Origin of the sequence: Frigidibacter sp. RF13 (genome assembly GCF_026626305.1) — a bacterium.
GTDB lineage: Bacteria > Pseudomonadota > Alphaproteobacteria > Rhodobacterales > Rhodobacteraceae > TMP-24.
Map to the genome: position 1 here is coordinate 26,451 of NZ_JAPNUE010000011.1, position 18,479 is coordinate 44,929.

The following is an 18,479-nucleotide window of genomic DNA, read 5'->3' on the forward strand; positions in this document are numbered from 1 at the left end:
GGAAAGGCCAGGCGCTAAAATGGCAGGACCTGCTTTCGATCTGGTCGTCTGGGATTTCGATGGTGTGCTCAACCGCAACATCCGGCGTGGCAGCTTTGTCTGGCAGAACCGTCTGCGCGACGACCTCGGGCTGGACCCGAGGGCCTTCAACAGCTTCGTCTTCGGTTCGGAACGCATCCGCAGCGTGGTCCAAGGCAAGCTCGACCTGCGGGAGGTGGTGGCCGACTGGTTGCACGAGCAGGGTGCGGCAATCGATACTGACATGTTCCTCGACTACTGGTTCGAGAAGGACGCGCTTCCCGATACTGAAACCGGTGCGCTGCTTGATCTTTGCCGGGGCCGCAAGGTGATCGGCACCAACAACGAGACGCGCCGCGCGGCCTATATCGAGGGGAAGATGGGCTTCAGCGCGCGCGTCGAGCGGATCTTTGCCTCGGGGTGGATGGGCGTGGCCAAGCCTGATGACGGGTTCTTCGCGACTATTGAGGATTGGGCCGGAGTGGAGCCGGGCCGAATCCTGCTGATCGACGACAGTTCGGCCAATGTCGCCGCGGCGCATCGGCTGGGCTGGCAGGCCTTTCACTTCACTGATGAAACCCGCCATCGCCTGCCCGGCACTCTGGGAATCGGCTGATGGCGCGGGCCTTGATGATCCAGGGTTGCGGCTCGAATGTCGGCAAGTCGATGCTGGTCGCGGGCCTCTGCCGGGCTGCCCGGCGGCGTGGGCTGTCGGTCGCCCCTTTCAAGCCGCAGAACATGTCGAACAATGCCGCCGTCACCGTCGACGGCGGCGAGATCGGCCGGGCGCAGGCGTTGCAGGCACTCGCCTGCGGACTGGAGCCGCACACCGACATGAACCCCGTGCTGCTGAAGCCCGAAACCGATGTTGGCGCGCAGGTCGTGGTGCAGGGAAAGCGGCTGACGACCGTCAAGGCACGGGACTATGGCGCACTAAAGCCGCAGCTCTTGGGAGCGGTTCTTGAAAGCTTCAACCGGCTAAAGGCCGCCCATGATCTCGTCATCGTCGAGGGCGCGGGAAGCCCCGCCGAGGTGAACCTGCGGCAGGGCGACATCGCCAACATGGGGTTTGCGCGGGCGGCCGACGTGCCGGTCGTTCTGACGGGCGACATCGACCGGGGCGGGGTGATCGCCCAGATCGTTGGAACACAGGCCGTGCTTGACCCCGAAGATGCGGCACTGGTCGCGGGCTTCCTCATCAACAAGTTCCGTGGCGATCCGCGCCTGTTCGATGATGGCTACCGGCTGATCGAGGCACGAACCCGCTGGCGCGGCTTCGGCGTGCTGCCCTGGTTCGCCGAGGCAGGGAAACTTCCGGCCGAAGATGCGCTTGATCTGTCCGGCGGTGGACGCACCGGCCTGCATGTCGCTTGCCTCGCGCTCAGCCGTATCGCCAATTTTGACGATCTCGACCCGCTGAAGCTCGAATCCGGCGTGCGCCTCACCATGGTTCGCGCTGGGCAGCCACTGCCCGGCGATGTCGATTTGCTGATCATCCCCGGATCGAAATCGACGCGCGGCGACCTGGCTTTCCTCCGCGCCCAGGGCTGGGCTATCGATATCGCCGCCCATGTCAGGCGTGGCGGCCATGTTCTGGGCATCTGTGGCGGCTACCAGATGCTCGGTCGCCTGATCCGTGACCCGCAGGGGATCGAGGGCGGGGCGGGCGACAGCGAAGGCCTCGGCCTGCTCGACGTCGAAACCGTGATGACACCCGACAAACGCCTGACCCGCACAAGTGCCACCCACGCCGCAACCGGCGCGGCGATGGAGGGCTACGAGATCCATATCGGCCGCACCGATGGGCCGGACCGCGAACGGCCTTTCGCCCAAGTCGATGGCCATCCCGAAGGCGCGGTCTCGGCAGACGGGCGGATCATGGGGTCCTACCTTCATGGCATGTTCACGGGCGACGCCTTCCGTGCGGCCTTTCTTCATAGGCTCGGCGCAACCTCCGCGCTCGGTTACGGCGCCGAGGTTGAGGCGGTTCTCGAAAGGCTTGCCGACCATGTCGAGGCGCATCTCGACGTCTTGGGCCTCTTCGGACTGGCCCGCTGAAACTGCCCTCACGTTCTGTCCCGAAATACTCGGCCTTATGTATCAAACGCACCAAGTGCGCGGGAGTCGATGAAATGACTCCACAGAAAGTACCGCGCTATGCCATGCTCTGCCAAAATGGAGGGGAGCATGGCAGAGAAGCCAGATATTCCGATACAGGCAGCATCTTTCAATTTCGAGGAAATGCCCGTGGCCGTTCGGCCAGAGGACGCTCCGTTGATATTTTGCGATGGCTTTCAGGGCCTTGCGGTATACAACGACGTAGTCCGCATCAACGCTTATCAGTTGAGCCAGAACCTAGAGAACGCGGAAGGCCCTCCGAGCCGGGTGTTTGTCGCGCGGCTAACAATGACGCCAGCCACATTGGCGCAGCTGATGAAGTGGCTAAGCGACACCGTCCAAGTCCAAGAGGTCGCGGGTGGCGAGGTGGCGCGTGGCGCGACAGCCGAATAGCACATCGTCGGGAACCAGCCCCGATAAGGCGCACTCAGGAAAGCCGCCACAGCGCCGCTATAGTGTACGCCCGTCAAAGCCAAGCAACTCAGGAACGATTCCTCAATCAGCGAATACTAGAACAGGCGCTCAACTGGACAACCAGCCGATGGGGCGCACCATGAAATATTACCCCGTGGCTGATAGCGAATTGAACCATCTGGGAACACTGGTAACATTCACAAATATCTGGATAGGGTTGGGGACCGCCAGCATTGGATCAGCATTATCGCTTCTGACGACTAGAGAAACGATGCCGGATGATGGTGGAATGTCTCAACTGAGCCCGCTAGGCCAGGTGCTCCTCCAGCACGGGCCAAAGACATTCCTTATATTCGGGTTCATCTTTCTGATAGTCGGTGCCGTGGCGTTCTATCGTCGCCACTCGTTGGTAAGCAATATCAAGGCTTCCGCGAGAGAGATTGAAATGCAAACCCGGCAATAACCGCATCTAATCGATATGCGCGACAGTAGAACCGATTGCCTTTAGACACTGCAACAGAAACGCCGCCGAAAAGCCGCCCCGGCTGATCTTGTTGTTAAGGTTCCGCTCCGTCTCATGGATGCCCATAGCCGCAAGCTTCTCGGCAAGTTGACCGTAGGTCACGCCCCGGCGCTTCAACTCTCCCTTCAGCAGGTTCTTCGCCAATTCCTCATACTCGACGTTAATCGGGTTCAGCTTTCGACTGGACTCTGTCACGGGTCACCTATGCAGAAAATCATCATATTTGATGATATAAGCCCTTGCATTTGGTTACACAAGTCCTCATATGTGGTGAGTAATATCACTGGATATGATGACAATGGCCCAACACTTCCTTCTCTCAGCCGCCGCCCGGACGCTCAGCCTGCGCAAAATCTATCGCGATGGCGAGGAAGCGGCCTATGAGACGTTTTGCCAGATGCGTTGGGCTGAAACCGATGGCGAGGCGGTTTGCCCCGATTGCGGTTGCGTCGAAACCTACAAGATCACCACCCGCCGCAAGTTCAAATGCAAGGCTTGCCTGCGTCAATTCTCGGTCACGTCTGGCACGATCTTCGCCAGCCGCAAGATGGCCTTTGTCGATCTTCTGGCGGCGATATGCATCACTGTGAACGCCACCAAGGGCCTGTCAATGTTGCAGCTGAGCCGCGATCTGGATTGCCAGTATAAGACAGCGTTCGTGCTGGCCCACAAGCTGCGCGAGGCGATGGCGCTTGAAGTGCAGACCGGTGAAGTTCTGGACGGGCACGTTGAGATTGATGGCGCCTATTTCGGCGGCCATATCCGCCCCGAGAACCTGAAAGAGGACCGTGTTGACCGCCGTCTGAAAGAACATCAGACGGGCAAGCGCCGCGTCGTCGTCGTGATGCGCGAGCGTCTTGGCCGCACCCTTCCCAAGGTCACCATGGCGGAAGCCGAAGGCGTGGCGCTGGTCCATGAGAACGTGAGCCGTATGGCCACCCTGTCAGCCGATGAAGCCTCGCATTGGGACATGCTGCACGATGGCTGGCCGGTTGATCGCATCAATCACTCGTTGGCCTACAGCGACCACGGCAAGCATACCAACTGGGCGGAAAGCTACTTCTCCCGCCTGCGCCGCATGGTGCAGGGCCAGCATCACCATGTCAGCCCGAAGTACCTGCACCAGTACGCGAACCAAGCCGCGTGGCTGGAAGACAACCGCCGCACCGACAACGGATCGCTGGCCTATGGGCTGGTCGCCAACGCGATGCAATCGCCGGTCAGCCGGGCGTGGAAGGGCTACTGGCAGCGGGCAATCTAGACCGTTCGCAGGTTTTGCGGCGCTCGATTCGACTCATACGAGATATGGTGGTATTTTTGGCGAGGCGGGGCCGTGAACCCCGCCTCAAGTAGCAACCCGACCGTGTAAGGACGAGCATCGTGATCACTCTAAAATTCTATATTCCGGGCGGTCCCGGCGCAAGCCCCAAAGCGGTCAAACCCCGAGAGGAGGTGAGACTGTGCCAGGTTTGTCATTGGGGCTTGGACTCGGACTGAGTTCGGTATCTTCGCCGCCAGCCAGCACGAAGAAGGGCAAGCCAAAAGGCCCAAAGAAGGACAAGGATAAGTAACTTGTCAGGCTGGCCCTACGGGGCCAGCCACACCCACCCACACCTTTGCACTATCCCAGCCGCTTCAAGCCTGCGCAGCGCCAGATAAGCGCGCTGCATCGCCTGCCTACGGCTGATGCCGGGAACAGCCTCCATTACTCTTTTTGTCGCTAATGCCGTGGTCACAGGGCCATCCGCCAGCGCGGCAAGCATCAACCGCTTGCACTTGCCCCGGCAAAGTGGGCGATCATACAGCATACGCGGCAACCGGACCCCGCGCATGGCCAGTATCTGCCGCGCCAGCGCCGCTTGTGGGCCACCAGCCCGGTGCAACGCCAGTAGCGCGTTATCTATCGTCCTGTCCTGCATGGGGCTTTAGTACAGGATTCCGGGGTGTTATGCTTGGTGCGGTTGATACATAAGGCCGGAAATACTCCCGCCGGAGGCGCCCAAAGGTCCCGCGCGCAGGCGCGGGGCCTGAGAGATAGGCTTGGCGCTGCAAGCCGCCGCAATCGGATCAGCGTCTCAACGCAAAAGCCAGGGCGCCGATCATGTCGGTGCGACTGACAATGCCGACCAGGCGGTCGCCCTCGACCACGGGCACCGCCTGCTGGCCGCCATCTGCCAGGACAGAGAGCAGTGGAGCAAGTGGCATGGCAGGACCGACGGCGCGCAGGTCGGTCCGCATCATCTCGCGCGCCGTAGCCTCGTCGCCGTGCGGCGCGATAAGACCCTCCTGCGACAGAAGGCCGAGATAGCGCCCGCTCTCGTCGGTGACCGGCAGGGTCTTGAAGCCATGGCCAAGGAAGAGGCGCGTAAGGTCGGCAAGGCCGGTGTCTGGCCGGATGCTGACCACGTCACGCGACATCACATCAGCAGCCGTCAGCCCGCCGACATGTCGGGCGGTCGCCTCTGCCTCGGCCGCGCCAATGAGGCGGGCGAGGTCCTCGGGCCCGATGTTGGCGGCAAGCCGCAGATCGGCAAGAATCCGACCCAGATCCTCGGCCGAAAGGCCCAGGCGCCGGTCGGGGGCGCGGTCGAGGGTCTGGTGCGCGCCGGTCTCCGCCGGCTGGCGGAACGGGTATTTCCGCCCCGTCGCCCGATTGTAGAGCGTTCCGGTCAGCGCAAGGCAGGCGGTTGCGGCCGCGACCGGGTAAAGCGCAAACCCGAGGCCATGGGCCGGGTCCGGGTTCAGCGCCAGAAGCAGCGCCACGGCGCCGCCGGGGGGATGCATGGCGCGGGCCGCCATCATCAGAAGGACCGCCGTCGCGACCGATAGAGCAACCGCCGCGGCCGGGTCGAGCGCCAGCTGCGCGACCGCAAGCGCCGCAAGCGCCGACAGGCCGTTGCCTACCACCGCCGACCAGGGCTGGGCGAGCGGGCTGTTCGGGACAGCGAAGATCAGGAAGGCCGAAGCGCCGAGCGGCGCGAGAAGCATGCCTGTTGGTGCCCCGATCCGCCCGGAGAGAAGAAGCGTCAGAAAGCCGGTGGCCAGAAGGCCAAGACCCGCGCCGACCGCTGCGCGCAGCATCTCGGCGGGCTGGGGCCGCGCAAGCGCCGGGCCGAGTGCGCGAAGGATCCGCCGCAGGCGAAGGCTCGGTCGGGTCATCGCCGGTTCATCATGGAAAGCCGGATGAGCGCGCGCTCCATCACCGCCATCTGCGGCGCGCGCGAGGCGGAGCGGAGCGTGAGGTCGGTCTCCACAAGGATTGACAAAGCCTGTTCCAGCCGGTGCATGCCCCAGCCCTGCGCCTGTTTCAGCATCCGGTCGCGGCGGGGCCCGAAGACCGGCGGGCGCACGCGGGCGATGCCTGCGCCCGCGCCGCCCGGGTCGGAGGCGGCGCTGTGCAGGGTGCGGAAATGACGCATCGCCCCGATGCAAAGCGTGACGGGCCCGACCCCCTGTCCCTCAAGGCGACGCAGAAGCTTGCCGACGGCGCTCGCATTGCCCTCGGCGGTCGCATGCAGCACATCGTCCACCTCGGCCTCGATCGTGGCAGGTGCCATGGCGGCGACATCGGCAGGGGTGAGATCTGACGCATCGCCATGTTTGTAGAGCGCGACCTTCTCGACCGTCTGGCGGAAATCGCCGGGGTCGAGATCGCGGGAGAGTGCCAGAAGGTCGGTCATCGCCTCGCGCCCGATCTGGCGAAGACCGGCCTTGGCGAGCAAAGCCTCGATTTCTTCCCGGCTGGGCGGATCGTCGTAGATCGCCACGGCATAGGCGTTGGCGTGATCCTCGAAGAGCTTCTTGAGCGCGGACGCCTTGGTCAGCGTGCCCGCCGTGACGATCAGCGTCGCGTCGCCCGCCTGCCAGTCGGCGAGGGCATCTTTCAGGACCGGCGCGATCCCATCACCTGCCTCTTCGACGAAGGCCACGCGCGGACCGGGGAAGAAGCCCTGCGCTTTCAGCGCATCCTGGACAAGGGCAGGGTCCTTGCGCAGATCGGAGGCCGGAATGCGGGTCAGGCGCATCTCCGCCTCGCCCTCCGGGCCGACCAGCGCCGCGATCACCTCCTGCCGCCTCAGAGCCACGCGCATCGGATCTGCACCGTGGATCAGAAGGCCTGCACGGTCGGGCTCTGGCCGGGCGAAATAGCGCAGCGCGGCGGCGCCCGCGAGCTTCATGCGCCCGACCAGCTGGCCGATGTGGCGATCAGGTCGGTGACGATCTGATCGGCGAGAATGCGCATCAGCCGCTCGTAGGCATCGCGTTCCGAGGCGGCGGTCGAGATGACCGTGCCGGAAGCGGAATAGGAGGCGAAACTTTTCACCGTGCCCTGTGTGGCCGTCTGTCCGCTGGCCAGATCGGTCAGACGATAGCTGACGCTGCCGGTAACATTGTAGCGGGTGATGGTGTTTGCAGAGGTGATGCCAAGGCCTTCTGACCCGGTCGTGATCGCATAGCCAAGCTGCCAGCGCGGGCTGCGGGATCGGCCGAGCCGTTCCTGCAGGCGCCCGACAAGGTCAAAGCTGTTGCGATCGGTCGGGTCGGCGATGCCGATCTGCCCGGTTATCCCCTGCGCCGGGCCTGCCGGCCCGTAGGCAGGCGTGAAGCCGCAGGCCGCGAGCGGCGCGGCGGCGATCAGGCCAAGGAAGGTGCGGCGGTCAGATGACGACATTGACGATGCGGCCCGGAACGACGATCAGCTTCTTCACCGGTTGACCGGCAAGGAACTTGATCACAGCTTCGTCCGCCAGCGCGATCTTTTCAATCTCTGAAGACGGCATGTCTTTCGGCACGCTGATTTCCGCCCGGCGCTTGCCGTTGATCTGGATGGGCAGCGTGACGGTATCGTCCTCCAGCAGCGCCGGATCGGCCTTGGGCCAGGGCGCATTGGCCACCAGCCCTTCGCCGCCCTGATAGGCCCAGATATCCTCGGACAAATGCGGGGTCATCGGCGCCATCAGTTGCGCCAGCACCATCACCGCCTGCCGCTGCGCGGCTTTCGAGGCATCAGACCGCTGGATGGCATTCGCCAGTTCGTAAAGCTTCGCGATTGCCTTGTTGAATGCAAAGCCCTCGATCCCCTTCGTCACATCGGCAATGGCACGATGGGTGGCGCGCATCAGGTCTTCGTCGCCGGTGCCGGGTTTGTCCTCGGGCAGGCTGGCGATCCGGTCGCACAGAAGCCAGACCCGGTTCAGGTGCTTGAAGGCCGCGTCCGCCCCGGCGGCCGTCCATTCGACATCGCGCTCGGGCGGGCTGTCGGACATCACGAACCAGCGCGCGGTGTCGGCGCCATACTGGGCGATGATATTCATCGGATCGACGACATTCTTCTTCGACTTCGACATCTTGGCCGAAGGGACGACTTCCACCAGAAGCCCTTCATCGCTGAGGGCGCGCACCCAGGCGTCAACGTCGTCTATCAGGTCCAGGGGCGGCGGCACGTTGCCCGGCACGACGATCCGGCGGTCAGCAACGTTGAAGATGGTGACATCCTCGGGCAGGTGATAGACCGGGCGGCCCTGCGCATCGCGCGTCATGTAGATCTCGTGCGTCACCATGCCTTGCGTGAAAAGCGCATTGAACGGCTCGATTGCCTTCTTCGGCAGATGGCCGGTCTGCATCATCGCGCGCGCAAAGAAGCGGGAATAGAGAAGGTGCAGGATCGCATGTTCGATCCCGCCGATATATTGATCGACATTCATCCAGTAATCGGCATCCGCCATCACCGTCGGCGTCTTGGCATGCGGCGCGGTGAAGCGCGCGAAATACCAGGACGAATCGACGAACGTATCCATCGTGTCGGTTTCGCGCTTGGCGGCCGCCCCGCATTTCGGGCAGGCACAGTCGCGCCAGGTGGGGTGACGGTCGAGCGGATTGCCTGGCTTGTCGAACGAGACGTCATAGGGCAGCTCGACCGGCAGGTTTTCCTTTTTCTCCGGCACAATGCCGCAGGTGTCGCAATGGACGACGGGAATCGGGCAGCCCCAGTAGCGCTGACGCGAGATGCCCCAGTCGCGCAGGCGGTATTTGGTGACGCCCTCGCCGTAGCCGTTCGCCTCGGCGTGGGCGATGGCGGCGGCGATGGCCTCGTCGCCGTTCTGCAGATCGGCCCCGGCAAAGCCGCGCACATAACGGACGCGCTCGGACTTCATCGGCACATAGGCCTCTTCGAGCGCTTGCTCGCTCTCATCGGCGGGAACATAGACCGACTTGATTGGCAGGGCGTATTTGGTCGCGAATTCGAAGTCGCGCTGGTCATGCGCTGGGCAGCCGAAGATCGCGCCGGTGCCGTAATCCATCAGGATGAAGTTGGCGATCCAGACCGGCAGTTCCCAATTGGGGTCGAGCGGGTGCTTCACCTTGATCCCGGTATCGTAGCCGATCTTCTCGGCCGTCTCGATTTCCTCGGCAGAGGTGCCACCCTTGCGGCAATCGGCGACGAAAGCCGCGACCTTCGGGTCGCTTTCCAGGGCTTTCGCCAGCGGGTGATCGGGCGAGATGGCGGCAAAGGACGCGCCCATCAAAGTATCTGGGCGGGTGGTGTAGACTTCAAGCTTTTCAAAGCCTTCCGGCGCACCGACTGTGTCGAAGGCAAACTGCAGGCCGCGCGACTTGCCGATCCAGTTGGCCTGCATCAGCCGCACCTTCTCGGGCCAGTTGGTCAGGCCGTCGAGCGCCTCCAGAAGCTCCTCTGAATAGTCTGAAATGCGGAAGAACCATTGCGTCAGTTCGCGCCGCTCGACCGCAGCACCCGACCGCCAGCCCTTGCCGTCGATCACCTGTTCATTGGCCAGAACCGTCATGTCGACCGGGTCCCAGTTCACCACCGCCGCCTTGCGGTAGACGAGGCCCGCCTCGAGGAAATCGATGAACATCGCCTGCTGCTGGCCGTAATAGTCCGGGTCGCAGGTGGCGAACTCGCGGCTCCAGTCGATCGAGAGGCCCAAGGGCTTCATCTGGGCGCGCATGTCGGCGATGTTGCCGTAGGTCCAGTCCTTCGGGTGGCCGCCACGCTCCATCGCGGCGTTTTCGGCCGGCATCCCGAACGCGTCCCAACCCATCGGATGCAGCACGCTGAAGCCCTGCGCGGCCTTGGTGCGCGCCACGACATCGCCCATCGTATAGTTGCGCACATGGCCCATGTGGATGCGACCCGAGGGGTAGGGGAACATCTCCAGCACATAGTACTTGGGCTTTGACGCATCGCGCACGGCCCGGAAGGTCCCGGCCTCGTCCCAGGCCTTCTGCCATTTCGGTTCGATGTTTGCGGGATCGTAGCGCGACATGTCTGGCCTCAAAAACGGATCGCGCCGGTTATACAGGGCAAAAGGCCGAGGTCCAGTGCCTCGGCCCCGTCATTCTTGCGGAAAGTCCGGCGTGCTTACAGCTTGCCGTCGCGGATGCGCAGCTGGCGGGCGCGGGTCAGGATCGCATCCTCGACCGCGCGGGCGGTCGCGGCATCGACCGGCCCGCCGCCGCGGTTGACCAGCGCGATCTTCAGCGAACGGGCGTCGAGGGCGGGATCCTGCACATAGATCGTCGCGCGATAGGCCCGTCCACCGCCGGGCGGTGTGCCGTAGCCGGTGACGATCACGCCAGAGAAGGGATCGACCGATTCGATGGGCAGGAAGTTCAGCACTTCAAGCGAGGCCTGCCAGAGGTATTTGTTCACCTTCACCGTGGTGTTCGGGTCATCCTGACCCGAGAACAGATCCCAGATCGTGCGGCGCTTTTTCACGCCGTTGATCTTGTCGAGGTTGGTCCGCTGTTCGAGCGCGACGGCGCGCTTTTCCGCAGTATCGGCGGTCGGTACCTTGTTGCGGCGTCCGAAAAGGCCGCTGTCGCCGCTGCCGATCCCGCCGCAAGAGGCGGTGGCGGCTACGAGCGTGCAGAGAATCGCCGCGCGCGTGAGAGACCCTGCCGTTTTCCGCATGCCTGCCCGCTCCTTCACTGCCCGCATCATAAGACCCGCTTGCCCGTCCAATTCATCATCACAGGCTGTCTAGCCGACGCCCCCGTGCCGGACAAGGCTTTTCCCCCCGGGGCAGGGCGGGTCGGACTGTGGCAAGTCTGCACCATCGCCCCCGTTCTTCCCGGCCGCCTGCCCCTTTCGATTGCATTGACCCGACCGAGGGGAGAAATAGAGGTCCATACCCAATTCGGATTCCCCTGAGTTGGGCCTACCTTTGACACAACGAGGGAAAACGAAATGAAAAAGATCCTTCTTGCGACCACCGCTCTCGCCGGCTTCGCCGGCGCAGCGGCCGCTGAAGTCAGCCTCTCGGGCTACGCCGAAATCGGCGTGTTCGGCGGCGACGCCGTCGACACTCAGTTCCACAGCGATCTCGACGTGACCTTCACGCTCTCGGGCGAATCGGACTCGGGCCTGTCGTTCGGCGCGAGCATCGACCTTGATGAAGTTGGTGATGACGCCAACGCCACCGGTGGCGACCCGATCTCGCACACCGGCCGCGGCTCGGGCACTGAAGAGCATGCAGTCTGGGTGTCGGGTTCCTTCGGCAAAGTCACCCTGGGTGACACCGACGGTGCGCTCGACTGGGCTGTGTCGGAAATCTACTCCGGTTCGGCGATCAACGACGACCACTCGACCCATGCTGGCGCCTACTGGAACACCGGCCTCGACGGCACCTATGACGGCCAAGTCATGCGCTACGAGTACTCGTTCGGTGACTTCGGTGTGGCGATCTCGGCTGAGCTCGACGACACCGGGACCGGCGACGCGGTCCTCGGCCTCGGCTTCAAATGGTCGGGCGACATGGGCGGCACTGCAGTGTCGGCCGGCATCGGTCATCAGTCGAACGGCACGGTCGACGTGACCGCCGTTTCGCTCGGCGCGACTCTGGCCGGTGGCTTCTCGGCGAACCTCGGCTTTGCCGACGGCGACCTGACCGCGACCGGTTCGGGCGCGGTTGCTGAGAGCTGGTGGGGCCTCGGTGTTGCTTACACCTCGGGTGCTCTGACCGTTGGCGCCAACTATGGCACCTTCGATCTCGGCGCGGCTGGCGATCAGTCGGGCTGGGGCCTCGTGGTCAACTACGACCTCGGCGGCGGTGCGGTTGCACAGGTCGGCTACGGCGACGGCGATGCCGCGTCCTCGAACGGCAGCGGCGATCAGACCTGGTCGGCTGGTCTCGCCCTCTCGTTCTGATCCACGGATCGGATGAACTTCCGGAAGAGCGGGCTTTCGCCCGCTCTTTCTTTTTCTGGGGTTGTTTCCCGCGCCGTGAACTCGACAATCCGGGGGGGCGTGGCTAAGGTCCGTGCGACTTTTCACTTGGATCCCGATGATGCCGCCCCTGACCAACGACCAGATCAAGTCCTTCTATGCTGCGGCCTTGAAGGACATCATGGCGAAGCGCTTCGACGAGGCGCTGAAACGGCTCGAGGCGATTGTTGAGACCAACCCGAACCTTGCCGAGGCGCATTATCAGGTCGGCCGGGTCGCAATCGAAAGCAACCGGGCGAAGCTTGCGTTGAAACCTCTACGTTCTGCGGCGCGGCTGAAGCCCGCCGAGAGTGCGATCTGGATCAGCTGGGCCGAGGCGCTGGCCTTGGGCGGCAACGCCGAGGATGAGACCGAGTTCCTTGCCGCGATAAAAGGGGCGTCGCTGCGGCCCGAACTCCGGATCGAGCTTCAGGACCGGTTCGCCGCCAAGCGCGCGAAGTCCCAGCGCTCTGGCGTGGGTCAGAAAGCACGTGATACGGCGCGGCTTCTCGACCTTATGGGTAAGGGTGATTTCGAGAAGGCAGAGGCGCTGGCCTCGGCGCTTCTCAGGCAAGACCCGGAGCTGGCGGTTGCTGCGAATGTGCTTGGCGGTACGAAAGCAATGCGAGGCCGTCTGGCCGAGGCTGCCCCGCATTTCCGCCATGCGATCAAGATCGATCCTGGCTATGCCGAGGCGCACGACAACCTTGGCCGGATTCTGATGCAACTGCACCAGCCCGCCGAAGCAGTTCCGCATCTGCGTCAGGCGGTGATCGTCGCGCCCTATATGGTTTCCGCGATCATCAATCTCGCTGCCTGTCTCGCATTGCTCGGCCAGGCCCAGGCCGGAATCCCGCCGCTGGAAAGGGCGGTCGCCGCCAATCCGAAGTCGCCGACCTGCTGGCTAGCGCTCGGCAACGCACATACGCGTGCGCGGAATTATGCGAAGGCAGAAACGGCACTCGAGAAGGCGGTGGAGCTCAGCGACGGCAAGATGGCAGAGGCGCTCGGCATGCTTGCCCAGGCCCAGGCTCGCCTCGGCAAGGACGAATCTGCACTGGAAAACTACGAGCGCGCGCTTGCGGCCGACCCGAATTCACCCATCGCCACGGGTGGCAAGGCGATGGCACTTCAGACGCTCGGCCGTTTCGAAGAAGCGCGCCCGCTGTTCTTGCGTGCATTCGAGATCGATCCCACCAACGGCGAGAACTATCGATCCTACATCGCCGCGCACAAGACCAAGGCAGGCGATCCGGTGATCGATCGTATGATCAATATCTATAATCAGAAGGGCCTCAGCGACTTCGACCGGATGAACCTTGGCTTCGCCATCGCCAAGGCTTTGGAGGATACGAAGGACGATGGCCGCGTATTCGGTTACCTTGACGCTGCGAACGCGTTGATGCGCAAGATATTTGCCTATGACCCTCACAGCCAGATACGCGAGCGCGAGGCACTTAGGGCTGCTTATGCCGGGTCAGACTGGAGCGGTCGTATTGTCGCGGACACTACAGACTACGCTCCGATCTTCGTCACCGGCATGCCGCGATCGGGTACGACACTTGTTGAACAGATCATCTCCAGCCACTCGCGCGTTCGAGGGGCTGGCGAAGTCGGCAAGATTACCGGCCTTGCGCAGAAGCTCTTGACCAAGGGAACGGGTTTGCGCGCAATTAGCTCTGTCTCCGATTCCGAAATCGCCGGTTTGGGGCGGGAGTATGCGGCATTCATGCGAGAGCGGTTCGGCGACGAGCTCCTTGCCTCCGACAAATCGATCCAGACTTATCTCTATCTGGGCCTTGTGAAGCTTGCGATCCCCAACGCCCGCATCGTCGTGGTGCGCCGCGATCCCCGCGATAATCTTCTGTCGATGTACAAGAACAAGTTTCCCGACGGCGCGCATCTTTATGCCTACGATCAGCACGACCTCGTCGTGCTGTACGAGACCTTTGTTCAGATCGTCGACTATTGGCGCGAGGTGATGCCAGGCGAATTCTACGAAGTCGACTATGACAAGCTCGTCGCCGACCCCGAACCCGAGACACGCAAGCTGATCGCGGCCTGTGGGCTGGAATGGGAGGATGCCTGCCTGAGGCCAGAGGACAACGACCGCAAGGTCGAGACGCTCAGCCTTTATCAGGTCCGCCAGCCGATCAGCAAAAGCTCGGTCAAGGGCTGGAAGAGGTTCGAGAAGGATCTGAAGCCCATGCTCGACGAACTGAAGGCGCGTGGCCTTGTCTCTGACTGATATTCTAGCCCGGGTGCGGGCGGCTGAAGCGACAGCGGGGCGGGCGGAGGGATCGGTCCGGCTGATCGCCGTGTCGAAGGTTCAGCCAGCGGAGCGGGTCGAGGCGGTGCTGGGCGAGGGGCACAGGCTCTTCGGCGAGAATTACGTGCAGGAGGCGGGAGCCAAGTGGCCTGCCTGGCGGGCGCGGTTCCCGGGCGTCGAAGTCCATATGATCGGGCCTTTGCAGACGAACAAAGCCAAGCTCGCGGTCGAACTCTTTGAGGCGATCCATACGCTCGACCGGCCGTCCTTGGCGGACAAGCTCGCGCGGCTCGCCGGGGCGCGGGGCGCCTCGCCGGAGCTGTTTGTGCAGGTCAATACCGGCGAGGAGCCGCAGAAGGCAGGCGTTCTGCCGGGGGATGCGGACGGGTTTGTCCGTGACTGCCGGGCGATGGGGCTGCCGCTATCGGGGCTGATGTGCATCCCGCCGGAAGGCGCGGATTCCACGCCGCACTTCCGGCTTCTGCGCTCGATCGCCGAGGCGAACGGCCTTTCGGGTCTGTCCATGGGCATGTCGGGTGACTTTGAGGCGGCAATCGCCGAAGGCGCCTCTCATGTGCGCGTCGGTTCCGCGATTTTCGGCGCGCGCGCTTACGGCTAGCCGCTTATCGGGCCTTTCAGCCCTCTTCGCTCCGAAGACGCCTGTCAGGGCGGATGAGGAGCCGGGTGCCCGGAACCGCGCGACCCGCGATCCAGATCAGATGGTCGCGGCGGAAGGCAAGGCAGCCCGCCGTTGGATGGCACATCCGCCGCCATTGGTGCAGGAAGATCGCCGATCCGCGGTAGGGCACGGCCTCGGGCCAGTTCCAGTCGGTGATCATCACCAGGTCATAGAGCGGATCGGCGCGCCGCAGCCGTTCGTTTGTCTGGCCGAAGGGTTTGGTCACCAGCTGGTTATAGTCAGGATGGTCGGGCGCGTCGCACCAGCGGTCTTTGAGCCCGATCGGCGCTGCCCAGGGCGGTATCTCGCGTGGCGATAGGCGGTCGGGGCGATAGAGCGTGGCGATGATACGAAGGCTGCCTGACGGCGTGCAAAGGTCGCCCTCGTGCTTGTCATCCGTGATGCCATTTCGGCCCCGGGTGACCGGAAAGCGGCGACCGTGAAACAAAAGCCCGGTCGGCGTCAGCACCAGGTCGGCGGGGCTCACAGGAGGTGCCCCGACTTCTTCGCCTTGGTGGCGAGGTAGGCGGCATTCTGGCGGGTTTGGCCCACCTTCAGGGGCACGCGTTCGGCAACCGCGACTCCCGCCCTCTCCATCATCGTGATCTTCGCCGGATTGTTGGTGAGAAGCCGGACCGAGGTGAAGCCCATGCGTTTGAGGATCTCGGCGCCGATGCGGAAATCGCGCTCGTCATCCTCGAAACCCAGCCTGTGGTTGGCCTCGACCGTGTCGAAGCCCTGATCTTGCAGAGAATAGGCGCGCATCTTGTTGGCAAGGCCGATACCGCGGCCCTCCTGGTTCAGGTACAGAAGCACGCCTGCCCCCTCCTCTGCCATCTGCGCCAGTGCGGCGGCAAGCTGCGCCCCGCAGTCGCATTTCAGGCTGCCGAGCACATCGCCGGTAAAACAGGCCGAATGCAGCCGCGCCAGGACCGGCTTGTGGCGGTCAGGACTGCCGATCTCGATCGCATAGTGATCTTCGCCGCCCGCCTCGGGTCGGAAGACGTGGACGCGACCCGCCTCGGCTGCGGCAAGCGGCACGCGGGCCGCAGCAACCGGATGGAAGGGTGTGGTAGCGGCAAGAAGCGCCGGCAGTTCGGCCAAGACGAGATGTGTCAGCCCAGTCTCGGCCCGGCTCAGCGTCACGGCGACGGCGGCGGGCAGAAGATGCGCCGATTTGATCAGCGCCAGCGCGGCGCGCATGGGCGCGGCATCACCGGCACGCTCTGCCCGGAACGGGCCTTTCATCGGCCGCGAGAGATCGTGCGACGGATCGGCAAGGTCGCGAATCCAGCTGACATCGGCTTCCGACGGCAGGGCAATCCTGACCAGATCGCCGTCATAGGCCGCGATCTTCAACACCTCGGCTCGCCGCGCCGTCAGGCCTACGACGGGTGACCCGAGCGCGCGAAACGCCGCCAGCCGCTCGGCCTCCAGCGTTTCGGCGGCCGCGACCACCAGCACTTCTCCGGCCGCCACGATCACCACCGGCACCCCCATGCGCAGATCGGCGCGGGCGCGGTTCAGCCGTTCGACGGGAGAGGGGCCGAGCGTCATAGGAATTCCGGGGCACGAGGTTTGCAACAATCGACCTGCCTTAGATAGTCCGCGCTGCAGGAAATTGAAACATGGCGCGGCTTTTCGACACGACCCCGTGAGACTTATGTCGCATCCCTTGCCGCGGCGCGCCCAAGCCGCCAAGTCTTACCCAACGACCGAGGCGGAGGCCGATATGGCGACCCTGAAGAAAATCCTGCTCGTCGACGATGACGAGGATCTGCGCGAGGCGCTGGCCGAACAGCTCATCTCGACCGACGATTTCGACGTGTTCGAGGCCGGTAGCGGTGCGGAAGCGGTCGAGAAGGCCAAGGGCGCCGCCTATGACCTGATCGTGCTTGACGTGGGCCTGCCCGATACCGACGGGCGGGAACTGTGCCGCAAGCTGAGGAAGCAGGGCGTGAAATGCCCGATTCTCATGCTGACCGGTCACGATACGGATGCTGACACAATTCTGGGCCTCGACGCTGGCGCGAACGATTATGTGACGAAGCCCTTCAAGTTCCCCGTCCTGCTGGCCCGTATCCGCGCGCAGCTGCGGACGCATGAGCAGTCGGAAGATGCGGTCTTCGGCCTTGGGCCCTATACGTTCAAGCCGGCGATGAAGATGCTAATCGACGTGAAAGACAAGAAAATCCGCCTGACGGAGAAGGAAACCAACATCCTCAAATTCCTCTACCGCGCGGGTGAAACCGTGGTGGCGCGCGACGTTCTGCTGCATGAGGTCTGGGGCTATAATGCCGGCGTGACTACTCACACTTTGGAAACACACATTTACCGATTGAGACAAAAAATAGAACCAGATCCGTCAAACGCCCGCCTTCTTGTTACCGAATCCGGGGGCTATAGACTGAACCCATGAGTTCCCCTGGCCGCGTCGGGGTCATGATGCGGCATCCTCCCTGTTGGACTGGCCCGGGCTTCGGCCCGGGTCTTTTTTTGGCGGAAGGCACGGGCGGACGGCCCGGCCATGACCTCTGTCACAGCCGGACCTTGGGCCTTACGGGCGCTTGGCGAAGCGCAGGTAAGGCAGCTTGATGTCGAGCTTGCCGAACCGCTCCTCGGCCTCGGGCGTCGGCACGGAAAGGGCGACGATCACATCCTGGCCGGGAACCCAGTTCGCGGGCGTGGCGAAGGGCACACCGTCGGTGGCGCGCACGGCGTCAAGCGCGCGCAGGATCTCGGCGAAGTTGCGGCCGATCGACATTGGGTAGGTCATGGTCAGCCGCACCTTCTTGTCCGGCCCGATGATATAGACGGTGCGGACGGTGGCCGAATGGGCGGGCGTGCGGCCCTCGGTCGGCAGGTAATAGTCGGCCGGCAGCATGTCATAGGCCTTGGCGACCGCAAGCGACGTATCGTCGATGATCGGGAAATTCGCGGGCGCGCCGGCGAAAGCCTCGATGTCGCGCTTCCATTTGGCGTGGTCTTCGACTGAATCGACCGAGACGCCCATCACTTTGGTGCCACGCTTTTCGAACTCGGCGGCGAGTTGCGCCACCGCGCCAAACTCGGTGGTGCAGACCGGCGTGAAATCGCGAGGGTGCGAGAAGAGGATCGCGTAGCCGTCGCCGATCCAGTCGTGGAAGCGGATCGTGCCTTCGGTCGATTCGGCGGTGAAATCGGGGGCGACGTCATTGATGCGCAGGCCCATGGTGGTCTCCTTGTCTGG

The 18,479-nt window shown here is 63.6% G+C and carries 17 protein-coding genes; 8 read left to right on the forward strand and 9 right to left on the reverse strand.

Annotated features, from left to right (window positions below):
* Positions 1-19: 19 nt before the first annotated feature.
* The 3 genes from OU426_RS16000 to OU426_RS16010 all read left to right on the forward strand — a co-directional run bounded on the left by OU426_RS16000 (position 20) and on the right by OU426_RS16010 (position 2,529).
* Positions 20-634 (forward strand): HAD family hydrolase, encoded by a 615-nt coding sequence (locus OU426_RS16000; RefSeq protein WP_267635082.1) that lies wholly within the window; start codon positions 20-22, stop codon positions 632-634.
* Entirely contained in the window at positions 634-2,076 is a 1,443-nt protein-coding gene (locus OU426_RS16005; RefSeq protein ID WP_267635083.1) for a cobyric acid synthase, read from the forward strand. The genes OU426_RS16000 and OU426_RS16005 overlap by 1 nt, the downstream gene beginning before the upstream one ends.
* Positions 2,077-2,205: 129 nt before the next feature.
* Complete coding sequence (locus tag OU426_RS16010) at positions 2,206-2,529, forward strand: hypothetical protein (RefSeq protein WP_267635085.1); 324 nt, start codon at positions 2,206-2,208, stop codon at positions 2,527-2,529.
* Positions 2,530-3,019: 490 nt separating this feature from the next.
* Here the strand turns inward: OU426_RS16010 and OU426_RS16015 are convergent, their stop codons facing one another.
* Positions 3,020-3,268 carry a DUF6471 domain-containing protein gene (locus OU426_RS16015; protein WP_267635086.1) on the reverse strand — a complete coding sequence of 83 codons (249 nt, stop codon included), beginning with the start codon at positions 3,266-3,268 and terminating at the stop codon, positions 3,020-3,022.
* 103 nt (positions 3,269-3,371) lie between these two features.
* Here OU426_RS16015 and OU426_RS16020 point away from each other — a divergent pair, with 103 nt between their 5' ends.
* On the forward strand, positions 3,372-4,334 hold the full coding sequence (locus tag OU426_RS16020) for an IS1595 family transposase (protein ID WP_267635087.1): 963 nt from the start codon (positions 3,372-3,374) through the stop codon (positions 4,332-4,334).
* An 806-nt stretch (positions 4,335-5,140) separates the two neighbouring features.
* On the opposite strand, the gene OU426_RS16025 is transcribed toward OU426_RS16020, so the two are convergent.
* The 5 genes from OU426_RS16025 to OU426_RS16045 form a co-directional block, all read right to left on the reverse strand.
* On the reverse strand, positions 5,141-6,232 hold the full coding sequence (locus OU426_RS16025) for an HPP family protein (protein WP_267635088.1): 1,092 nt from the start codon (positions 6,230-6,232) through the stop codon (positions 5,141-5,143).
* Positions 6,229-7,251, reverse strand: a complete 1,023-nt coding sequence (gene holA, locus OU426_RS16030; RefSeq protein WP_267635089.1) for a DNA polymerase III subunit delta — start codon at positions 7,249-7,251, stop codon at positions 6,229-6,231. Before holA ends, OU426_RS16025 begins: the two co-directional genes overlap by 4 nt.
* A complete protein-coding gene (gene lptE, locus OU426_RS16035; RefSeq protein ID WP_267635090.1) occupies positions 7,248-7,745 on the reverse strand; it encodes an LPS assembly lipoprotein LptE in 498 nt (165 codons plus the stop codon). Before lptE ends, holA begins: the two co-directional genes overlap by 4 nt.
* Positions 7,732-10,362: a leucine--tRNA ligase gene (leuS, locus tag OU426_RS16040; RefSeq protein WP_267635091.1), complete on the reverse strand. Its 2,631-nt coding sequence runs from the start codon at positions 10,360-10,362 to the stop codon at positions 7,732-7,734. Before leuS ends, lptE begins: the two co-directional genes overlap by 14 nt.
* A gap of 95 nt (positions 10,363-10,457) precedes the next feature.
* Positions 10,458-11,009 (reverse strand): DUF3576 domain-containing protein, encoded by a 552-nt coding sequence (locus tag OU426_RS16045; RefSeq protein ID WP_267635093.1) that lies wholly within the window; start codon positions 11,007-11,009, stop codon positions 10,458-10,460.
* 276 nt (positions 11,010-11,285) lie between these two features.
* Here OU426_RS16045 and OU426_RS16050 point away from each other — a divergent pair, with 276 nt between their 5' ends.
* From OU426_RS16050 to OU426_RS16060, 3 genes are all read left to right on the forward strand, one after another.
* Positions 11,286-12,245, forward strand: coding sequence for a porin (locus OU426_RS16050; RefSeq protein WP_267635094.1), 960 nt, complete (start codon positions 11,286-11,288; stop codon positions 12,243-12,245).
* Positions 12,246-12,384: 139 nt separating this feature from the next.
* Positions 12,385-14,550 (forward strand): tetratricopeptide repeat-containing sulfotransferase family protein, encoded by a 2,166-nt coding sequence (locus OU426_RS16055; RefSeq protein WP_267635095.1) that lies wholly within the window; start codon positions 12,385-12,387, stop codon positions 14,548-14,550.
* The gene (locus OU426_RS16060) at positions 14,537-15,190 is read left to right on the forward strand and encodes a YggS family pyridoxal phosphate-dependent enzyme (protein WP_267635097.1); all 654 of its coding nucleotides are present in this window, start codon (positions 14,537-14,539) and stop codon (positions 15,188-15,190) included. The genes OU426_RS16055 and OU426_RS16060 overlap by 14 nt, the downstream gene beginning before the upstream one ends.
* 16 nt (positions 15,191-15,206) lie before the next feature.
* Here OU426_RS16060 and OU426_RS16065 read toward each other — a convergent pair whose 3' ends face one another.
* On the reverse strand, positions 15,207-15,737 hold the full coding sequence (locus tag OU426_RS16065; RefSeq protein WP_267635098.1) for a L,D-transpeptidase family protein: 531 nt from the start codon (positions 15,735-15,737) through the stop codon (positions 15,207-15,209).
* Complete coding sequence (gene ribA, locus OU426_RS16070; protein ID WP_267635099.1) at positions 15,734-16,807, reverse strand: GTP cyclohydrolase II; 1,074 nt, start codon at positions 16,805-16,807, stop codon at positions 15,734-15,736. The genes OU426_RS16065 and ribA overlap by 4 nt, the downstream gene beginning before the upstream one ends.
* Positions 16,808-16,982: 175 nt before the next feature.
* On the opposite strand from ribA, the gene OU426_RS16075 reads away from it, so the two are divergent.
* Positions 16,983-17,669, forward strand: a complete 687-nt coding sequence (locus tag OU426_RS16075) for a response regulator transcription factor (protein ID WP_267635101.1) — start codon at positions 16,983-16,985, stop codon at positions 17,667-17,669.
* A gap of 138 nt (positions 17,670-17,807) precedes the next feature.
* Here OU426_RS16075 and OU426_RS16080 read toward each other — a convergent pair whose 3' ends face one another.
* The gene (locus tag OU426_RS16080; RefSeq protein ID WP_267635103.1) at positions 17,808-18,461 is read right to left on the reverse strand and encodes a peroxiredoxin; all 654 of its coding nucleotides are present in this window, start codon (positions 18,459-18,461) and stop codon (positions 17,808-17,810) included.
* Between the last annotated feature and the right edge of the window lie 18 nt (positions 18,462-18,479).